The organism is Paenibacillus sp. EKM206P (assembly GCF_011066155.1).
Classification (GTDB): Bacteria; Bacillota; Bacilli; order Paenibacillales; family Paenibacillaceae; genus Paenibacillus; species Paenibacillus polymyxa_D.
Window position 1 is genome coordinate 242,237 of the sequence record NZ_JAAMNQ010000005.1, and the last position, 19,241, is coordinate 261,477.

Here is a 19,241-nt window from a genome sequence, read left to right on the forward strand (position 1 = left end):
AAATACCTTATCAACAATCAAGAGGAGAGCGGATACTATGAAAGAATTAAACCTAACGGACGACTATAGCGGCAGAAAGAGAAAAAGTAACTATAGTGAGACGTACAGGCCTCAATTTCATTATTCACCGGAGAAAAATTGGATGAACGATCCCAACGGCATGGTTTACTTTGAAGGAGAATACCACCTGTTCTACCAGCATACGCCCCATGATACGCAGCCTGATTTTGGCAACATGCATTGGGGGCATGCGGTAAGCAAGGATCTAGTGCATTGGACTGAGCTTCCACCAGCGATTCCACCTGGGGAGGACGGAGCGATCTTCTCGGGGAGTGCGGTGGTGGATAAGAACAATACCAGCGGATTTTTCAAAGAGGAAGGATCAGGATTGGTGGCCATTTATACAAATGAGGGCAACAAGGCTCAGCCTGGAAAACCGCAGGTGCAAAGCATTGCTTACAGCAAGGATAAAGGTCGAACCTGGACAAAATATGAAGGTAACCCGGTTTTATTTCCAACGGACACGCTAGACTTTCGTGATCCGAAGGTGATTTGGCATGATGAATCATCAATGTGGATCATGGTTCTTGCCGTAAGGGACCGTGTAGAATTTTACACATCTCCAAACCTGAAAGAATGGTCTTTTGCAAGCGAATTCGGTTCCGACATTCCACATATACACCGAGGGATATTTGAATGTCCTGATATATTTCGAATCCAAGTGGATGAGGATCCTAATACCACGAAGTGGATTCTGATGCTAAGCGTCGGGGATAGAAATGGTGTGAATCCAGACGATCCGGAACCACCGGCAGGCGGTTCTGGCATGATGTATTTTGTAGGCAACTTTGACGGTAAGTCGTTCACGCCAGATGAAGCGTTGGAATCCATCGATACTATCAAATGGGTAGACTATGGATCAGACTTTTACGCGGCCGTGTCCTGGAATGGCATTTCGAACGAAGACGGACGAAAGATTTGGATCGGCTGGATGAATAATTGGCGTTATGCTACCACGCTTCCTTCAAAGGAATGGCGTGGCAAGACATCAATTCCCCGGGAGCTACAGCTAAGGACTTATCCCGAGGGACTTCGCCTAATCCAAACACCCATAAATGAATTAAGTCAGCTAAGAAAACCGATTTTGTCTCTACAAGACTTGACGATTAAGCCAGATATGAACGTGTTGTCTGATATTTCCGCAGCCAAGGCAGAAATTATTGCAGAATTTGAAATCGGTACTGCTATGGAATTCGGGTTTAAAGTACGGAAGTCCGCCAATCAGGAGACGATCATCGGATATAATATCTCGAATGAGGAATTGTTCGTCGATCGGACGAAGTCGAGCGCCACTGATTTTCATTCAGATTTCACAGCAATACACAAGGCCACTATGAAGCCAGAGCATGAGAGGATACAGTTGAGCATTTATCTGGATTGGTCAAGTGTCGAAGTCTTCGGCAATCATGGAAAAACAATCATTTCAGACATGATTTTCCCGGACTTCGAAAGTAAGGGACTAGAACTCTACGCCATTGGTGGAGAACTGAGGGTCGTGTCGCTTCAGATCAATGATCTGGTAAGCATTTGGGGAAATGAGAATGTTTAGACAGTAGTTATGATTATCATTCCAATTGAAACGTTCTTACAACAGAACCCGTTAAGCAGCGGCTTGATTCGACGAAATGGTTACAGCCCGATTGCTTATATCCGTATCTAAACTGGTCTCCAAAACTAATTAAAGTATTATCTTATGCCTGGACACGTAACCTCCCGTCGGCTCACAACCGTACCGGGGGTTCGTATCCTTAGAAGTTAGCAGAAATCGAAAGACTAACACGGAGAATTTCATAATATAGTTTTACAGTGGTAAGAGGGCGTAAGAATCTTTCCTTGCATCTTACCTATAATAATATGATGATTGACAATAAGATCATATTCTTTTCCCAAGGGGGTACCTAGTTCTTGTTCTCAGTTCGGGACAAGAACTTGCAGTGGTTATGAAGTCGCCAATTTGGCGGCTTTTTGTTTTACAGATAAATGATATTGTCTTGTGTTAAGACAAGGGCAATTAAGCGTTTGAATTAAAATAATGGGGCTGGGTATGCTAAATTAGCAAATATGGAATTTCTTGATTTCCATGAAAGGGTGAGACCGTCATCATTCTGCAAAAGGTACTAACTTATCTTATTAAACCGGATATATGGTTAGGAACTTTTTTCCCATTTGCTCTTCCGTTTGGAGTATCAAGAGTATTTCAATGGTTGCATACAGGGAACGGGAGAAATTTACACTGGTTCAGCTTTGATCAAAAAAAGTTTCATGAAACAAGAAATACCTCAACTAGTCGTTCCTTTTACAGCAGATCTAAATCAAAATTTGCTGGTGATGAAAGAAATCATCGGGCATAACTCAGAGAGCCTCTGAAAAGAAATATTACTAAAGTTGAAACTGAAAGAAACCATCTGGCTAGACGTGAAGTTGAACTGTTGAAAGAGATAGATACTCTTAGAACGCAAAGAACAGAATACAGAAGAAAACTAAGAGCTAGATCCAAAGAGTTTGGGGCAGTTTTACAGTTCAGTCACAATTCCTAAGTTATTAACCCTTCTCGATGAAAGGCCTAAGCTTAGCAATGTGTTTGCATTCTATCAGTTAGATAAATTCAATAGAAGGTACAATAAACTAAAATTAGCAGCTAGAGAGGTATTAAAACAGGAAAGAATAAAAAGACTACGTGATGAAGCTTATAAGGAGAAAATGGCTGCTGGCTATAAAAAAGTTAACGGATATATCGTAAGTGATGAGAGATGACTGGTACCTCTATGATCCAAACAATATTGTATACCTCATAACAGACTCAAAAATTAAATTAATTGAAGATTTACCAGCTACTGCATCTTTGTATTTAATGATGGAACTGCATATGTTTTTTATATCCATTAACCGGCATTTTTTGTGCCCTTTTTTGTATCTTTAGGGTTACTCGATGGTAAAATAATGTATACAAGCGGATGTATTTTTATGCATTTAAGCAATGTGGATATTCTCACTAATTATGACACCACACAGTGAGTAACGGTAATAATTGAGACTGATTTGGTTGATAACCGAGACATTTTTGGGTATATGTTTGAGACATTTTTAAACCAGTAGAAACAAAGCCCCTTGTTTCTATTGGTTTTTTGTGTTTCTATTTACTCTATATATCCTATAAATGTTAACATATGGTATTATCGATATCGAATCCAAATTACGATCATAATTGATACTTTTCGTAAAGGTGGTTTGGTTATGGATTGGAGAAGTTGGACGTGGAGTTTGGAAGATGAGTTAATAAAATCCCCAAGTGTTGTACAAATCTCTTCAACTGCAATTTTGGAATACATAAGATGAAAACCTGCTTGTTCTCCATGGATTCTCAGGCTACTAAGCCTGCTGCTACGAAGCCTACAGGATGTAGACGAAAGAGCGCTGCTGATGATAAGAAGACCGAATAAGGAGAGCGTGCCATGGAAGTCCGATCCGGACAATTCGCGTAGCAGCCATTGGCAGAAAAAAAGGGTTGTCCCATAAGTCATAAAAATGACTAGGGACGTCCTGTTCTCCAATTGTAAAACAATAAGAAACCGTTCCTGGGTAAAATGGAGGTACCACCCGACCATTTGAAAGGATATGGTTTCTTTGTACATTCAATATACCATTATGAGATAAAAAGAGGAGTTACGCAGGACTATTCCTCATCCATGTTATGTGGCTTTGTGGCCAGCCCCTCAATTAATGTCTATTAGCTCTTAAACCTTCAATAAATATGCGGTGTAATCCATCAAGAACTCGTTGGCTTGTAAAGCCCTCATCTTGGAGATGGTAATCGATATTGTGAAGCACGGCCAGCAGGGCTTCAATAGTATATGAAATGTCCACCCCGGATACGTCTCCCTGTTCAACGGCCTCATTTAGCAGATTTCTGCTTATATTGCGCATCCATTGACATAACGGGGATTGTAACGGACGATGCCCGGTTGAGGCCCGGCTGACCTCACAGAGCCAAGGAACTTTCGCCTCTAAAAAAGAGACATATCTTACGATTACATGGTAAAGCCGGTCCAAGGCAGCGGTTTCTGGGGATTGATCAAGAAATGCTTGAACTTCATCAAACAAAGGTTGGTATTCTTCATACGCGATCTCCTGACATATGTCGCCCTTATCCGAGTAGCGGCGGTATAGGCTTGCTTGTCCTACTCCAGCAGTCTTCGCAATCTGATGCATATTGACATTGTCAACGCCTTTTTTGATGAAAAGTTCTCTAGCCGCCGCCAAAATTCGTCTTCGGTTTAACTCCTCTCTGGGAATTTTCAGAGAGACAGATTGCGATTCTGAATTCACCATAAACATCTCCCTTCATCATTAATTTAACTGTTATTTAACACGAAAAGCGGACAATATGTCCGTTTTTCGTGTATAGGACATGTTGTCCGTCTTCATAATTATAATACATTTCGTGAAAAATTAAAAATACATTCATTTGGGTGACCGATGAGCTTTTTTTATCTCTTGGTATAGTGCTTTTTGTAAATTGGAGGCAAATGCGGTTCAATGCCCGATAGGTCCAGTTCCTTTAAACTTGCGATCGTATGAATAAACTGCTCGATTGCTTTTTTCTTGTCGCTCGTCGTATCTGTTCCGGTTTCGGTTGATGCTCTCCTGCTAACTTCAGAGTTAAGTTGCTTTTGATCCATAGATTACCCTCCATCAAATATAGTCAGGCTTACAAATCCGGATGTCTCTTGTGCCAGTCTGTATTCATTTCATAAGTATTGCCGATACCTAGTACTGTCGCTTCTTCGAAGGGGCGGCCAATCAATTGCATATTAATCGGCAGACCGGAAGGTGAGAAGCCGCAAGGCATGCTCAAGCTAGGCAAGCCAGTCAAATTGGTCGGAACCGTAAATGAGTTCAATCTGAATACACTAGCTTCATCATCTGCACGCGGCGCAGTGATCGGTGTTGCCGGCGTCAACAAGATGTCGATTCCGGACAATGCATTCAAAAAATCATTGACAATTAGTTGCCGGGCCCGCTGAGACTGAAGGTAAATGGAAGCCGGAATATCTCTACTGCTTTCAAGAAACATTCGGACGTCCGGTCCATACTGTTCCAATTCTGTCTCAAGCCACTTCTCGTGGTACGAGTACATTTCCGTCATCATAATGGCCATCGTCGCACTTCTAACATGTTTGATCAGGGGCAGGCTAACTTCGATGATTTCTGCTCCCAGTTCTCGGAATTTATTTATAGCGGCCTTCATCGCAGCTTCCACTTCCGGCATCAAATCCTCGTAATAGTAGCTTGTCGGCAATCCGATACGCACACCCCTGAGACCATTCGGATACATCTTGATACCTGGCGCAGGCAGATCGACAGTCGATTCATCCTTTGGATCGAAGCCAGACATCACATCCAAGCACAGAGACGCATCCATGACACAGCGGTTCAACGGACCCGAGTGGTCCAATGACCAGGCCATTGGAATGATACCATACCGACTGACCCGACCGTACGTCGGCTTCATCCCTACGACACCGCACAAAGCAGCGGGTATGCGGATCGAACCTCCGGTATCCGAGCCTGTGCCCAGATAAGTAAGTCCAGCCGCTAAAGCAGAAGCCGATCCGCCGCTTGAACCTCCCGTTACAAGTTCAGTGTTCCACGGATTGAGGCAAGGACCGAAGTGTGGGCTAGTTGTTGTCAATCCCGCAGCGAACTCGTGAGTCTGTACTTTGCCTAGCAGAACTGTTCCAGCCTCATGTAGCTTAGCTGCAACCGTCGAATCGTAATCGGGGACGAAGCTGTTCAATATTTTTGAACCGGCAGTTGTTCGGATCCCTTTAGTGTAATATAGATCCTTATGAACGATGGGAATCCCGTGAAGGGGCCCTTTGTACCGACCATGCATAATATCGCGTTCCGATTGCTTCGCTTGTTCAATCGCCAGTTCGGACGTTTGGGTAACGAAAACGTTCAGTTTCGGATTCAAACGTTCGATGCGATGAAGCGCATGTTCTGTAATCTCTACCGGGGATATTTCCCTTGTTCGGATCCCCTCGGCCAGCTCATGAATAGCAGCAAAGGACAGTTGGAAATTTAATTTACTCATCTATTCATCCTCCGTATCTTTCGGACATGTCGTAAGTCTACCAAACTAATTACCATAACTTCCGCTAGGATTTGCTTTTCTTGCGAATAAGTATGTCAGGATTGCCAACAGGGAAATGGTAAAATAAACAACAGAAAAAGGCATCTTTAGATCAATCAGTCGGCCGACCAGCGAAGGGCCAAATGCTCCGCCTAGGAGATAGGCCAGTGTGAAAATACCCATCCCCACACCCAGCTCAGCCGAACGGAGTGTCGTCGAAACTAAATTGCTGCTAGAGGTGAGGACACCGTTGAATCCAATCATAAGGATAATGATCAATAAAGCGTCGATCCATGGCGGCAAATGTACGGATACCCCCAGTAGTATAAATCCGCTGATGACGAGACTTTGCGATATGACAAGCACACGGGAGCTTCCGAAACGATCTGTCCAACTTCCGATCCGGGATCCGAGCAAGGCTGCACAGGCGGCACCGGGAAGCATCAGCAGACCGATTTTACTAGTTGGTAAATGAAAGGAATTCTTCATCATGACAGGAAGAGTAAAGGTTAACCCCGTGTTGCATACGAAGGTAAGGAATCCAATCCCTAGAATTCGTCGGTAAGGAGCATTTTTCATGAAAGATGCATCGATAAATGGATGTTCTTTTTTCTGAATATGAGTACCGAACCATAGAAGAACTGCTGCTCCTGCAATGAGCATAAACCAATAGTTCGTAACCCCTAGCAATACCAACGCCAGTCCCGCGGAGAACAAAACAGCTCCGAGAAAATCGAATGAACCGCGGTCGTGTTTCTTGTCAGGAACATACTTGAGTATCAAAGGGATAACAAATAGGCTCAGACTGGACACGATGAACAAAGCACGCCAGCCAAAGTATTGCTCTACGAAACCGCCGAACACAGGCCCGAAGCCGGAAGCAAAGGCAATTGTGGCGGATAAGGTTCCCAGCACCCGTCCCTTGACTGTAGGCTTAAAATACAGGGTTACTGCCGCATAAGACAGGGGAGAGATGGATGAGGCCCCTGCTGCCTGCAGTAGTCTTCCAATGATGACTTGCAAGTATGAAGCTGCAAAAAAGCCGGTCATAGAGCCGAAAGCTAAAAGGATTAAACCAATGACATACAGCTGGCGAAAGGAAAAGGACTCCGTTAACTTGCCGTAAGTACCGGCGCCGATAGCCATCAAAATGCTGTAACCGACCATAACCCAGCTCACCTGCGAGGAGGTCAGGGCAAAGTCAGCGGAAATCGAAGGTATAGACAAATTAAACATGGTCATATTGATGTTTCCGAAAATAATAAGCAAGCAAAGTGTCCCCATTAATTTCCGCTCATTGCCGGATAAAGCCATTGATTGAGTATCCATAGCCTGTCTCTCCATTACAGGAAGTCAGGAAAGGTGCGGCATTTTTGCGCCTGATCTCTATCGTGTCCCAAGAAAACATAGGACGGCCGAACATCCTGAATTAACTCCTGCATGCGAGTAATCGATTTGGCAGCCATCTTTTGATCGAATGTCAAGAACGGTACGCTATTCTCGAAGTTCTCCCGAGTATAAGCAACATCAATTGTCAGTAGCACTGGACCCGACTTTTCCGTTGTGACAAGGACTGATTGATGGCCAGGGGAATGACCCGGAGTGAATAAAATTTGAACCCCCGGAATCAATTCATGGTCACCCTCAATGATTTGATATTGTAAATCGGGCAGCCTGCACTCTAATGGAGAGTAATCCTCATTGTTTATGGCCGCATCATACTCTGCCCTTTGAATAAGGATCGGCGTATTGCGGAAATGCCCGTTTCCCCCAGAATGATCCAAGTGTAAATGGGAGCTAATGACCATTTGAATATCGTCAGGTCGATAACCGACACGCTTTAACACATTTACGATCGAGTCGCCGTCAGACATGTTGGGGACGACGCGCCCTTCACGTCTAGTCCCCTTGTAGTAATCGGGATTGTTGATAAAAGCGTCGGGCATTCCCGTATCGATGAGTATCGGCCCGCTGGTCGTTTCCAATAGAAAAGACCACACAGGCATTCCGACTAATTTCCCGGGGGCAAGGGTTCGATTAACTGCCGATTGATCTAGGAAACATTCACCTACAGATAAAAAATACAATTTTTTGATATGCATCCCAGTTTCACCCTTCGTATTATAAATTCGGACAGTTTGTCCGGTTTGTTTTGATTATATCGGACAAATTGTCCGATGTCAATTTGTCATCGGCGGTTGGGCATCGGCAAAAGCCTTACACCTGCAACAATACGCCAAGCTAAAGAATGTCGCCTAGGTGGAGTGCAAAGAAACAACGGGGCTGCGTTTGTACCAAATGCTAACGAGAGCACGACAGGAGATTACTGTTGTAATCTATAAAAACAAGGATATGCTGAATGCCTGTTTGAAGATAATGGGCTTAAAATGATTGATTGTAGTCAGGAGATAACAATGTTTCGGTTCAGCCATCAATCCGGCGGTAGAGGAGAACATCCGGTTTGAAGTGTTGAGAAATGAATCGGGATTTGAAATTAAGGTTTTTGATCGATTGGTAAAGTTAGATAAAGAACCTTTTTCGACTGTAGATCAAGGGGACTGACCCCATAACGTGAGACAAATCAAAACACCTTCAAGAGAATCAAGCCATGTCGTAAGATATGGAGATAACCTTGGAGGTGTTTTTACGTTGGCAACGAGAGTGAGTTACCCCCTAGAAAAATGCAAGCGATTGAATTGAGATTGGCAAGAGTTCTGGTAAGAGAGGTTATGGAGCAACTGGGAATACGAATAAGACACAGCCAAATCACCAGCTTCACTGACAGCGACATCTGGATTGAGATATTCACTCCGAATAATATTAGGATTTTTAATAGTGTGACATTTTGACACTACCGTATGTGACAGAAAAATACTTAGAATCATAGAGGCAGTTTAACACATTAACAATAAACGAGGAGGAGAGATTTTCATTGTGTATGATAAAAAATAAAGAGGCGTGAAAGGGGAAACAGGTAAGACCTATTTATGAAAAACAATCCAGTAACAAGAGTGTTTTAAGGAAAATAAGTAATTTCTAGGGTTAACATACATGTGGAAAAAAAGGAATTTACCGTTTGTTAGGACACAATAGCGTTTGTGAAAATAATAATGAGTAAAGATAATTGCAAATCCACTCTTGCCCTAAAACAGCAAATAACTGCCGATACAATATGAATAGAGGAGAAGAATATCTTTATGAAAAAGCATTGTCAAATTGCATCTACAGGTTTAGTCCTTTTAATGGCTGGAAGTTCTCTGTTATACACAACACCAACCTCAATTGTAAGAGCGGAGTCCATTCAAAATGTATCTAGTCCGTTACAAACAAGCACTCAAAGTGAACGTAATTCCGTCAAAGAGGCAATGCGGGATACATTGCAACTTGGATATCCTGGGATACTTGCTAAAACTTCTGAGGGTGGAAAAACATGGAGTTATGCCGCTGGGTTAGCGGACCTGAGCACCAAGAAACCAATGAAAACAGATTTTCGCTTTCGCATTGGTAGTGTAACGAAGACATTCATTGCAACAGTTCTACTTCAATTATCTGAAGAGAACCGCTTGAATCTAGACGACTCCATTGAAAAATGGTTACCTGGTGTCATTCAAGGAAACGGATATGATGGTAACCAAATTACTATCCGGCAGATATTGAATCATACAAGTGGTATCGCTGACTATGTAAATTCAAAAGACTTTGATTATACGGATACAAAAAAATCGTATACGGCTGAAGAATTCGTAAAGATGGGGATTTCTCTTCCCCCAGACTTTGCCCCAGGAAAGGGTTGGTCTTATTCAAACACAGGATACGTAATACTGGGGATCCTTATTGAAAAAGTAACTGGAAACAGCTATGCGGAAGAGGTTGAAAATCGGATTATTGAACCGCTTGATTTGTCAAATACATTCCTACCTGGCAATTCAAGCGTGATTCCAGGCACCAAGCATGCCCGTGGCTATTTCCAACTAGACGGAGCAAGTGAGCTAAAAGACGTTGCTTATATTAACCCAGGTAGCTCGGATGGAGATATGATTTCTACTGCTGACGATTTAAACAAATTCTTCTCTTACTTACTCAGTGGTAAATTACTGAAGGAACAGCAACTAAAACAAATGCTTACTACAGTTCCTACAGATAGAGAAGGAACCGGATATGGTCTTGGGATCTTTGAAACTAAGCTTCCAAACGGTGTCTCGATATGGGGACACAAAGGTAGAGTTCTAGGGTTTACCACTTTTGCTGGTGGCACACTTGGAGGCAAGCATACATTGGTCGTCAATTTGAACAGCTTTAAAGCTGATAGTCCTGATCCATTTAAAAATATTTTACTTGCTGAATTTAGCAAGTAGGAAAAAGGAAAAAATGGTTTAAACTGGGCTCCTTAGAGCATGTCAAAAAACTAACAAGTAAGTATTTTAGGAGGGTATTATGAAAAAGAAAATGATTATTGCACTTGGTGTTTTTGCTATAATACTGACTAATTTTGTAGGAAGTACTTATGCAGACTCGAAAACAGGAGTTTCTGTTACAGCTCCCTACAATACAAATCAAATAACGGAATGGTTAGAAATGCATGCAAAGCCTTTAAAAACAACTAATCCAACTGCATCTTTTAATGATTTAAAACCACTTAAGAATATGGTAGGTTCAGCTTCAATTGTAGGTTTAGGTGAAGCTACGCATGGGGCTCATGAAGTTTTTACAATGAAACAACGCATTGTTAATTATTTAGTATCTGAAAAGGGATTCATCAACTTAGTTTTAGAAGAGGGATGGGACAGAGCTCTGGAGCTTGATCGATATGTTCTTACTGGTAAGGGAAACCCAAGCCAACATCTATCACCTGTATTTAACACAAAAGAAATGTTAGATCTACTTAGTTGGATTCGACAATATAATGCTAATCCAGAACATAAATCTAAAGTGCGTATCATTGGGATGGACATTCAATCAGTAAACGAGAATGTTTATAATAATATAATAGAATATATAAAAAGAAACAATTCAGATCTTGTGCCTAGAGTAGAAGAGAAGATAAAAGGTCTCATTCCTGTAACAAAGGATATGACTACTTTTGAGGGCCTTACAAAAGAAGAAAAAGAAAAGTATATTTCAGATGCTAAACAAATCAGTGCTTTATTAGAACAAAATAAAAGTTATCTGAACGGAAAATCCAAAGAGTTCGCATGGATAAAACAAAATGCTCGTATTATTGAACAGTTTACTACAATGTTAGGAGGAACATCCCCTGATAAACCATCGGATTTTTATTTGAAACATGATATTGCAATGTATGAAAATGCGAAGTGGACTGAAGAACATTTAGGGAAAACCATAGTTTGGGGACATAATGGACACGTTTCGAAAACAAATATGATTCCATTTATATACCCTAAAGTAGCTGGGCAGCATTTAGCAGAATATTATGGAAAACGGTATGTATCTATTGGAACATCAGTTTATAAAGGACAATATAATGTTTATAATAATGATGGTGAATTTGGCCCATATGGAATATTAAAATCAGATGATCCAAACAGTTATAATTACATTTTTGGACAGGTCAAAAAAGATCAATTTTTTATTGATTTACGTAAGGCGAACGGAGTGACAAAAACTTGGTTAAACGAACAACATCAAATTTTCGCTGGAATAACTAAAGAAGGCCCTGCTATACCAAAAACTGTTGATATATCATTAGGTAAAACGTTTGATATACTTGTTCAAATTCAAAAAGTGAGTCCATCTCAACTACATCAATAAATTTGTAATAATGTGGCTTAACGAAGTGTTGTATTGATGATAGTGTTAAGTGTCAATAGAGGTGTTTAAAAAATGTCAGCTAGGTTATTCCATTAAAAGATCATTAGATGGAATAAATGTTTTCGAATTAGAGACGATGTTGGGTAGAAGCACATTATTATCAAGTTAACAAAATAAATCCGAATTGAAACAGCCTCTATCCTGCAGGTTCAATCTGACTGAGCACAACTTGCACGAGTCTGTTCATTTGTATCGGGTCTGCCCAAGGGCAGACTCTTTTTTGTACAAGAAAAAGTCCATCTTATAATCGTCAGCTTGTTTTTTTGTGAAAATAAGAGAAACAACTAGCAGCAATACAAAAAGCTCGAACCGTTCAGTTAGCCAAAGAAAATCAGAATATATCATTTTAGATGTGAAAACCACCGGTTTAGATGGCGACTCTGAGATCGTAGAGATTGCAATTATTGATCTTGACGAAAATCCTCTTTTTGAAACGTTAATCAAGCCGGTATCCCTCATTCCAGAAGAAGCGACCGCCATCCACGGAATCACAAACGAAATGGTTGAAAATGCTCCAAGCTCATCGCTAAAAGAAGAGTTGTAAAAGAGGATGCTAAAAATACGGGTTGAAGGAATACCTGAAGAGATTGATCAGTTTTTGGAGCACTTCGAGGACTACTACAGAGTGCTGAAGCGTTCAAAGGCCTATCAGAACAGAAACAGTGAATATGTTCGTGTTTATGTTGATGTAAGCAGTCCAAACGATCAGCCTCTAAAAGCTTAGAGGAAACAAATTGCGGTTTGTATCAATTTCGCTGGTATTACCCCATTTTAACGTACATATTTTTATATATTGATAAAAGAATCAAAATTACAAATATTGGATTTTGGTATACAACTTTATTGTCCGAAGAAAATAAAGTTTTAGACTGATCCGACAAATGCAACAGCGGCAGATAAGGACGCGAAAATAAATTCCTAGACTGGCCGCTGTTGTGGTCAACATTCAACTATCGTGTCCTGTTAGCCTAATAACTCTGCAGTTTGTAAGAAAGCGTCCAGCCGCTCCTTTTGAAGAAGATGATGACGGTAATGCATCTCCACCATCGTGAACCATTCGACCGCGTTTAACGCGCCGAAGGCTACGGCCGGATGAGTCGCCTTTCGCTGCAGCCGCTCTGGGTCTATGTTCTGTAGCGACGCCCCAATCTCATGCATGCGGCGCCTTGCTTCCTCCAGCTTGGCGACAAGCTGCTCCTTGCTTTCTGGCTGTGGGGGCGTATATTGCAAGTCGGCCGGTACCTGAATGCGAACCGGTGGGAAGCTCCCTTGCTCAAACACGGCATGACCGGCCTCCGTCTTCCCGTCGCCCTCCTCGTTGCCGCCACCGAGCGCCATGCACTGCTCCGCAAGACGGAGCTGCAAGTTCAGCGTGGAATGAGGCAGATGCAGGTACATTTGCCCAAGCGACCATTCGTTCTCGCTTGGCTTGCGACACAGTTCCGCCAGACTATACTTGTCCAGCTCCCGAACATAATGCTTCGAAATCTCGTCGAACCTTACCAAAGTATCCTTAATCCCTATGTTCTTGTTCATCAAGACCATCTCCTCGAATACTGAATTACTCTCATCATATGAGAGGGTTCAAGAAAAAAGCATATTCGTAGTTTATACCTTTAATACTTTATTTTCCAGTCTAAGACTATATTTTCTAATTACACGGGCGCAGTCGCTAGCGCGCCGATCGCAAAGCTGGACTTCATTCCGGAAGAGATGGGGAGCGCAACTGCAGTCGCGCATGCGGGCCGCGCGTCGCCAGTCTATAACTTATCTCAGTCTAGTTCTTTATTGTTTAGTCTAAAACATTATTATTCGCTAACAATTGACAATGAAGAAGTAGTATAACTTCGAGTCAATGAGTTCTCACTAATTATGAAGATGATCGTTGAATTATCATCTGACATGCATCTGAGGAAATGAGACTGCTTAGACTTTAGTTTACCATTATCATTAAAATTGAAATGAATTTACGACAGAGCCTATTAAGCAGTGCCACGATTCGACGAAATGGTTACAGCCGCAGGCAATACGGTGTAAGCTTCTTCAGGAGGATTTTTGCTCATTTCTATGATGTAATAATCAACAAATTCGCTATCATATCCTTGTTTTTTAGCGTCTTCTTTGACCAGTTCTTCTGTCGCCAAGGAGATTCTTAGAGGGAGACAAATCTGAAGAATAATCCATAAGAATGCTCAAGCATGTTTTTTAACATTTAACCATGTTAAAATGAAAAAAATTAGAGATATGGCATGAAGAGAAGGCAGGGAGAATCAATGAAACCAAAACTTAACGATGTTGCACAATTAGCTGGAGTTTCACCGACTACGGTTTCTCGCGTACTTAATAATCGTGGCTATATCAGTCAAGAAACGAAGGATCAAGTTCATAAAGCGATGCAAGAGCTAAATTACTTTCCAAATGATGTGGCTCGGTCATTATTTAGTAAACGAACAAATCTGATTGGATTAATCATTCCAACTACAAGCAACCCATTTTTCGGAGAGCTGACTTTTCATATAGAGAATATTTGTGCGTCATTAGGCTATAAGCTGTTGCTTTGTAACAGTTTGAATCAGCTGGATAAAGAGGAATCATATGTGGATATGCTTATGCGAAATCAAGTTGACGGTATTATCGTTGGTACACACAATCGGGGTATCGTAAATTATGAACAGAAGAACATTGCCGTCATTGCGATCGATCGCTTCCTATCCGATTCAATCCCAGTTGTAGGATCGGATAATTATATGGGTGGAAAACTGGCGTCAGAACTACTTATTGAAAAAGGGTGCAAGCATATCTTACACATAAATGGCCCTGTTGAATTGGAAACACCAGCAAGCTTAAGAAGAAAAGCATATGAAGATGTGATGGAGCAGTATGGTCGAAAGGCAATTACCTATGAAGTACATGATCCCTTCCACCAACAGAATCACGACGAACCGATTAAACGCTTGCTCGATGAACATCCTGAAGTAGATGGATTGTTTGCGAGTAATGACTTGGTGGCTGCGTCTTTTATTGCTAAAGCAAGAAGAAGAGGAAAACGTGTTCCTGAAGATATTCGCGTAATTGGATATGACGGAACAGAAACAACCCGCAATCTTCTCCCTGAATTAACGACAATTCAGCAACCAATACAGGAGATTGCCAGATCTTCCATAGAGTTACTTATTAAAGAAATTGAAGGTGGATTCAGTGATGTCCCGCGAGAAACCTATCTACCAGTGAAACTGATTGAAGCTAGTACGGCTTAATACAGTTTCCATAGTTTTCAGCATTGTGATAGAAGGTGGAGCTATCCTTATTAGAGTAATTGAAATCAAGAGGAGAGCTCTTTTTCTTTCGAAAATATGTCAAGCGGTTGACATATGAAAGCGGTTGACATATAATCGATCTGTAAATACGAAAGTGCTTTCATTTACATTAAATGTTCAACTTGAGGAGCGTTCGATATGAGAAAGTCAAAGAGCATGTACTGGAAACTAAGTGCCTATTTTTTCTTTTTCTTCTTTACTTGGTCAGCAAGTTATTCATTGTTTTCCATCTGGCTAGGGCAAGAAATCAGTCTGAATGGTGCTGAAACAGGTGTTATCTTTACTGTAAACGCTATCTTTGCGCTATGTATGCAACCGCTTTATGGCTATATATCTGATAAAATCGGATTAAAGAAGCATATTTTATTTCTAATCAGTTCTTTGCTCTTATTTGTTGGTCCTTTCTATATCTTTATCTATGGGCCGTTACTTCAATACAATGTATTTCTCGGTGCCATTGCAGGTGGATTATACTTGGGTATTTCTTTTTTGGCAGGGATTGGAGCCATCGAATCTTATGTCGAGAAAGTCAGCCGAAAATATGACTTTGAATACGGAAAATCTCGTATGTGGGGCTCGCTAGGTTGGGCAGCAGCAACGTTTTTCGCTGGTCAGCTCTTTAATATCAACCCTAACATTAACTTCTGGATTGCATCAGTATCTGCTGTCGTTCTGTTTATCATTATGACGACAATTAAAGTTGAAATGACAGATTCCGAGATGGAGCGAGCAGAATCCGTTAACTTTAAGCAAATCGGCCATTTGTTTGCAAATAAGCATTTGTGGTTCTTCATTTTATATGTTCTTGGTGTTACCTGTATTTACAATGTGTATGACCAGCAGTTCCCGAATTACTTTTCATCGACGTTCTCAACGGTTGCATTAGGCAATCAAGTTTACGGTTACTTAAATTCCCTACAAGTGTTCTTGGAAGCAGGCATGATGTTCTTAGCGCCTTTCATTGTCAACAAAATTGGAGCAAAAAAGGGTCTAATATTGGCAGGGTTCTTGATGGCGTTCCGGATCATGGGTTCAGGCTTAGTTATTGGACCTTATGGAATCTCAGCTATGAAATTGATTCACGCATTGGAACTGCCAATCATGCTGATCTCCGTATTTAAGTACTTGGCTGCAAATTTCGATACGCGTCTGTCTTCGATCTTGTATCTGGTGGGATTCCAGTTTATGAGTCAGGTAGGAGCTTCGATCTTCTCGCCAATCGCCGGTATGTCTTATGACATTAGAGGTTTTGCAAATACGTACGTGATTATGGGTGTTTTCGTATTTGTCTTTACAACAATCTCAATCTTTACCTTAAAGAAAGAACCGAAAAAGCTGGATCCCAAGCCTAACAAGCATATTGAAACAGCATAGGAGGAAGAAAGATGAACACATATAATAACAATACGAAGCAAGCTGAGGAAGCATTGAAACAGGCAGAAGCGAAAATGAACAAGCGGTACCGATTAGGTTATCATATTATGGCACCAGCAAACTGGATTAACGACCCAAATGGATTAATTCAATTCAAAGGTGAATATCACGCCTTCTATCAGCATCATCCTTATGATGAGAACTGGGGCCCAATGCATTGGGGCCACGTGAAGAGTAAAGACCTTGTACATTGGGAGCATTGTCCGATTGCATTAGCGCCTGGAGATGCGTGTGACCTTGATGGTTGCTTCTCAGGAAGCGCAGTAGATAATAACGGCGAACTGACATTGATCTATACTGGTCATCACTATATTGATCAACCAAACAATATCTTTTTCCAAAATCAAAATGTGGCAGTAAGCACAGATGGCATTCATTTTACAAAACTAAGGCAGAATCCCGTAATCGCTGAACCTCCGACTGATAGCTCACAGCATTTCCGTGATCCGAAGGTATGGAAGCATGAGGATACATGGTACATGATCCTAGGTAACAGCACGAAAGAAGATCTGCCGCGTGTTATTCTATATACATCTCCTGATCTTAGGACTTGGACCTATCATGGTGTGCTTCTGCAGGGAGATAAGAATATGGGCTTCATGTGGGAGTGCCCTGATTTCTTTGAACTGAACGGTAAGCATATATTTATGTTCTCCCCACAAGGTATTGATGCGCAAGGAGATAAGTACAATAACTTGTTCCAGACGGGATATTATGTTGGCGAATATAATTATGATAGTAATGAATATAAGCATGGAGAGTTCATCGAGTTGGATACTGGTCATGACTTCTATGCGGTTCAAACTTTTCTAGATGATCAAGGTCGCCGCATAGCGCTTGGTTGGATGGATATGTGGGAATCGGATATGCCGACGAAAGCAGACGGCTGGTGTGGAGCAATGACGATCCCACGTTTAATTACGTTGGGTGACAATAATAGAGTACTGATGACTCCAGTTGAAGAAATGAAGTTACTTCGCCAAAGTAAACATGTTTTGTATCAATATGGCGCTATTTCTGGAAGTTACTTCAAGGAAGTTGAAGAAGACTTGCTTGAAGTTAAGGTAGTGTTCGATCTCACGAAGTCAAGTGCAGACCTGGTAGGCTTGAAGTTTCGTGGAAGAGGTCGAGAAGAAACGGTTATCACATATTCTATTCCGGAGCAGAAACTAATGCTTAATTGTTCTAAATCAGGTAAAAAGACAGATGGAGTACGTCAAACAGCCTTCAATGCTGAGGGACAGCTGACATTGCATGTATATCTGGATCGTTCATCCATTGAAATGTTTGCGAATGAAGGGCAAGCTACGATGACAAGTCGCATCTATCCGAGTGAGAAATTGCTAGGCATAGAAATCATAACAGAGGGTGGAGAGGCGCTAGTAAATGGGCTGACATATTGGAAATTGAAAGATATATGGCAAGCTGAATAATTCAATGAAAAGATTGCAGTTCATATTATGTATACAGTAAAAGGATATGGAACCTATATATATCTTGAAAATAACACTAACAAGACGATACTGGATATGCAGTGTCGTCTTTTTGAAAGGCTACATGTGAAAATTGGTTGTCTGACTTCCTTTTGCTACGATCTACGTTGTTCTTCCATTTCGTCATGATGTTGTTACCGCTCACTTTGAAAATGCTATTCCTTTACATTCAACAGGTCGATTATGGTTAGATATCACCATGATTGACCTGTTTTTTGCTATCTTCACTTTCTCACATTATATAAGCTTAATTGCAGCAATGTATGTACATAGGAAGATAGTTAGGGTGGACTACTGTCAATAAAATCGACACTCTGAAACGAGAATCATTATGCTGCATTTGCATGCTGGTTCGGTGACGACGGATTGTAATATTCAAAATAGGTTATGGGTTTTGACCATTCCATTTAAGCTTGTTACAATAGGATAAACTTACTGGAAATACTTCAATATAGAATGGTGTGGTCTAAACTTGCAACATGAAAACGAACTTTTGGATGTATGGTTGTCTTTGTCTCACATCCATTCCACTTTAAATGATAAGTTAGAACAAGCCCTGCTACAAAATTATGATTTATCTTTGAAGGAGTTTTATGTTTTAGGTTTTATATCCAATTCCGAGGAAAAAAAATTACGACTGCAGCAACTTCAAGAATTGGTGGGATTAAGTCAAAGTGCGACATCGAGACTCGTAGTGAGAATGGAAGCCAAAAACTGCGGGGCTTTACAAAGACATACATGCGAGGATGATCGACGAGGTGTGTATACTCGGATTACGGAATTTGGTGAAAATAAATTCCAGCGTGCACTTCAAACCTTTAATCAGGTGTTACAATCAGAACTTCAGAAAGATGGAGTGAAGTCACAATTTCAAAATCTTACGCAAAAGCTGTTTTAGACTTTGCGACCTGTGTATATCGTTCTTAGTTTCCTTAGGGTAATATATGGCTTGAACGTTGTGCCACGAAAGGC

At 41.2% G+C, this 19,241-nt stretch carries 17 protein-coding genes; 10 read left to right on the plus strand and 7 right to left on the minus strand.

Going from position 1 to position 19,241, the window contains the following annotated elements:
- Positions 1–37: 37 nt before the first annotated feature.
- Together G9G53_RS13355 and G9G53_RS13360 are read left to right on the plus strand one after the other, a co-directional pair.
- Positions 38–1,609, plus strand: a complete 1,572-nt coding sequence (locus tag G9G53_RS13355; RefSeq protein ID WP_081317544.1) for a glycoside hydrolase family 32 protein — start codon at positions 38–40, stop codon at positions 1,607–1,609.
- Between the two features lie 953 nt (positions 1,610–2,562).
- Positions 2,563–2,814, plus strand: a complete 252-nt coding sequence (locus G9G53_RS13360) for a hypothetical protein (RefSeq protein ID WP_029515919.1) — start codon at positions 2,563–2,565, stop codon at positions 2,812–2,814.
- A 963-nt stretch (positions 2,815–3,777) separates the two neighbouring features.
- Here G9G53_RS13360 and G9G53_RS13365 read toward each other — a convergent pair.
- The 5 genes from G9G53_RS13365 to aiiA form a co-directional block, all read right to left on the minus strand.
- A complete protein-coding gene (locus G9G53_RS13365; protein WP_069010905.1) occupies positions 3,778–4,389 on the minus strand; it encodes a TetR/AcrR family transcriptional regulator in 612 nt (203 codons plus the stop codon).
- Between the two features lie 158 nt (positions 4,390–4,547).
- Positions 4,548–4,739 carry a hypothetical protein gene (locus tag G9G53_RS13370; protein ID WP_165148166.1) on the minus strand — a complete coding sequence of 64 codons (192 nt, stop codon included), beginning with the start codon at positions 4,737–4,739 and terminating at the stop codon, positions 4,548–4,550.
- A 29-nt stretch (positions 4,740–4,768) separates the two neighbouring features.
- Positions 4,769–6,157, minus strand: a complete 1,389-nt coding sequence (locus G9G53_RS13375) for an amidase (RefSeq protein ID WP_165148169.1) — start codon at positions 6,155–6,157, stop codon at positions 4,769–4,771.
- 45 nt (positions 6,158–6,202) lie between these two features.
- Positions 6,203–7,525: an MFS transporter gene (locus G9G53_RS13380; protein ID WP_165148172.1), complete on the minus strand. Its 1,323-nt coding sequence runs from the start codon at positions 7,523–7,525 to the stop codon at positions 6,203–6,205.
- Between the two features lie 14 nt (positions 7,526–7,539).
- Positions 7,540–8,298: a quorum-quenching N-acyl homoserine lactonase AiiA gene (gene aiiA, locus G9G53_RS13385; RefSeq protein WP_165148175.1), complete on the minus strand. Its 759-nt coding sequence runs from the start codon at positions 8,296–8,298 to the stop codon at positions 7,540–7,542.
- A gap of 1,095 nt (positions 8,299–9,393) precedes the next feature.
- Here aiiA and G9G53_RS13390 point away from each other — a divergent pair.
- The 4 genes from G9G53_RS13390 to G9G53_RS13405 all read left to right on the plus strand — a co-directional run bounded on the left by G9G53_RS13390 (position 9,394) and on the right by G9G53_RS13405 (position 12,749).
- The gene (locus tag G9G53_RS13390; RefSeq protein WP_165148178.1) at positions 9,394–10,551 is read left to right on the plus strand and encodes a serine hydrolase domain-containing protein; all 1,158 of its coding nucleotides are present in this window, start codon (positions 9,394–9,396) and stop codon (positions 10,549–10,551) included.
- A gap of 79 nt (positions 10,552–10,630) precedes the next feature.
- Complete coding sequence (locus G9G53_RS13395) at positions 10,631–11,965, plus strand: erythromycin esterase family protein (RefSeq protein WP_069010912.1); 1,335 nt, start codon at positions 10,631–10,633, stop codon at positions 11,963–11,965.
- A 325-nt stretch (positions 11,966–12,290) separates the two neighbouring features.
- Positions 12,291–12,569 carry a 3'-5' exonuclease gene (locus G9G53_RS13400; RefSeq protein ID WP_080658578.1) on the plus strand — a complete coding sequence of 93 codons (279 nt, stop codon included), beginning with the start codon at positions 12,291–12,293 and terminating at the stop codon, positions 12,567–12,569.
- A 6-nt stretch (positions 12,570–12,575) separates the two neighbouring features.
- Complete coding sequence (locus G9G53_RS13405; RefSeq protein ID WP_080658577.1) at positions 12,576–12,749, plus strand: DUF3970 family protein; 174 nt, start codon at positions 12,576–12,578, stop codon at positions 12,747–12,749.
- Positions 12,750–12,988: 239 nt separating this feature from the next.
- Here G9G53_RS13405 and G9G53_RS13410 read toward each other — a convergent pair whose 3' ends face one another.
- Complete coding sequence (locus G9G53_RS13410; RefSeq protein WP_165148181.1) at positions 12,989–13,561, minus strand: DinB family protein; 573 nt, start codon at positions 13,559–13,561, stop codon at positions 12,989–12,991.
- Positions 13,562–14,007: 446 nt separating this feature from the next.
- A complete protein-coding gene (locus G9G53_RS13415) occupies positions 14,008–14,169 on the minus strand; it encodes a hypothetical protein (RefSeq protein WP_165148184.1) in 162 nt (53 codons plus the stop codon).
- Positions 14,170–14,298: 129 nt separating this feature from the next.
- On the opposite strand from G9G53_RS13415, the gene G9G53_RS13420 reads away from it, so the two are divergent.
- From G9G53_RS13420 to G9G53_RS13435, 4 genes are all read left to right on the plus strand, one after another.
- Positions 14,299–15,282, plus strand: coding sequence for a LacI family DNA-binding transcriptional regulator (locus tag G9G53_RS13420; RefSeq protein WP_029515909.1), 984 nt, complete (start codon positions 14,299–14,301; stop codon positions 15,280–15,282).
- A 198-nt stretch (positions 15,283–15,480) separates the two neighbouring features.
- Positions 15,481–16,716, plus strand: coding sequence for an MFS transporter (locus tag G9G53_RS13425; protein ID WP_165148187.1), 1,236 nt, complete (start codon positions 15,481–15,483; stop codon positions 16,714–16,716).
- Between the two features lie 11 nt (positions 16,717–16,727).
- Positions 16,728–18,209: a glycoside hydrolase family 32 protein gene (locus G9G53_RS13430; protein ID WP_029515907.1), complete on the plus strand. Its 1,482-nt coding sequence runs from the start codon at positions 16,728–16,730 to the stop codon at positions 18,207–18,209.
- A 532-nt stretch (positions 18,210–18,741) separates the two neighbouring features.
- A complete protein-coding gene (locus tag G9G53_RS13435; RefSeq protein WP_039270457.1) occupies positions 18,742–19,167 on the plus strand; it encodes a MarR family winged helix-turn-helix transcriptional regulator in 426 nt (141 codons plus the stop codon).
- Positions 19,168–19,241: the final 74 nt, after the last annotated feature.

Coding starts and splice junctions, on each gene's coding strand:
- G9G53_RS13355 (WP_081317544.1), top strand. CDS start 38: ATGAAAGAATTAAACCTAACGGACGACTATAGCGGCAGAAAGAGAAAA.
- G9G53_RS13365 (WP_069010905.1), bottom strand. CDS start 4,389: ATGGTGAATTCAGAATCGCAATCTGTCTCTCTGAAAATTCCCAGAGAG.
- G9G53_RS13370 (WP_165148166.1), bottom strand. CDS start 4,739: ATGGATCAAAAGCAACTTAACTCTGAAGTTAGCAGGAGAGCATCAACC.
- G9G53_RS13375 (WP_165148169.1), bottom strand. CDS start 6,157: ATGAGTAAATTAAATTTCCAACTGTCCTTTGCTGCTATTCATGAGCTG.
- G9G53_RS13380 (WP_165148172.1), bottom strand. CDS start 7,525: ATGGATACTCAATCAATGGCTTTATCCGGCAATGAGCGGAAATTAATG.
- aiiA (WP_165148175.1), bottom strand. CDS start 8,298: ATGCATATCAAAAAATTGTATTTTTTATCTGTAGGTGAATGTTTCCTA.
- G9G53_RS13390 (WP_165148178.1), top strand. CDS start 9,394: ATGAAAAAGCATTGTCAAATTGCATCTACAGGTTTAGTCCTTTTAATG.
- G9G53_RS13395 (WP_069010912.1), top strand. CDS start 10,631: ATGAAAAAGAAAATGATTATTGCACTTGGTGTTTTTGCTATAATACTG.
- G9G53_RS13405 (WP_080658577.1), top strand. CDS start 12,576: ATGCTAAAAATACGGGTTGAAGGAATACCTGAAGAGATTGATCAGTTT.
- G9G53_RS13410 (WP_165148181.1), bottom strand. CDS start 13,561: ATGAACAAGAACATAGGGATTAAGGATACTTTGGTAAGGTTCGACGAG.
- G9G53_RS13420 (WP_029515909.1), top strand. CDS start 14,299: ATGAAACCAAAACTTAACGATGTTGCACAATTAGCTGGAGTTTCACCG.
- G9G53_RS13425 (WP_165148187.1), top strand. CDS start 15,481: ATGAGAAAGTCAAAGAGCATGTACTGGAAACTAAGTGCCTATTTTTTC.
- G9G53_RS13430 (WP_029515907.1), top strand. CDS start 16,728: ATGAACACATATAATAACAATACGAAGCAAGCTGAGGAAGCATTGAAA.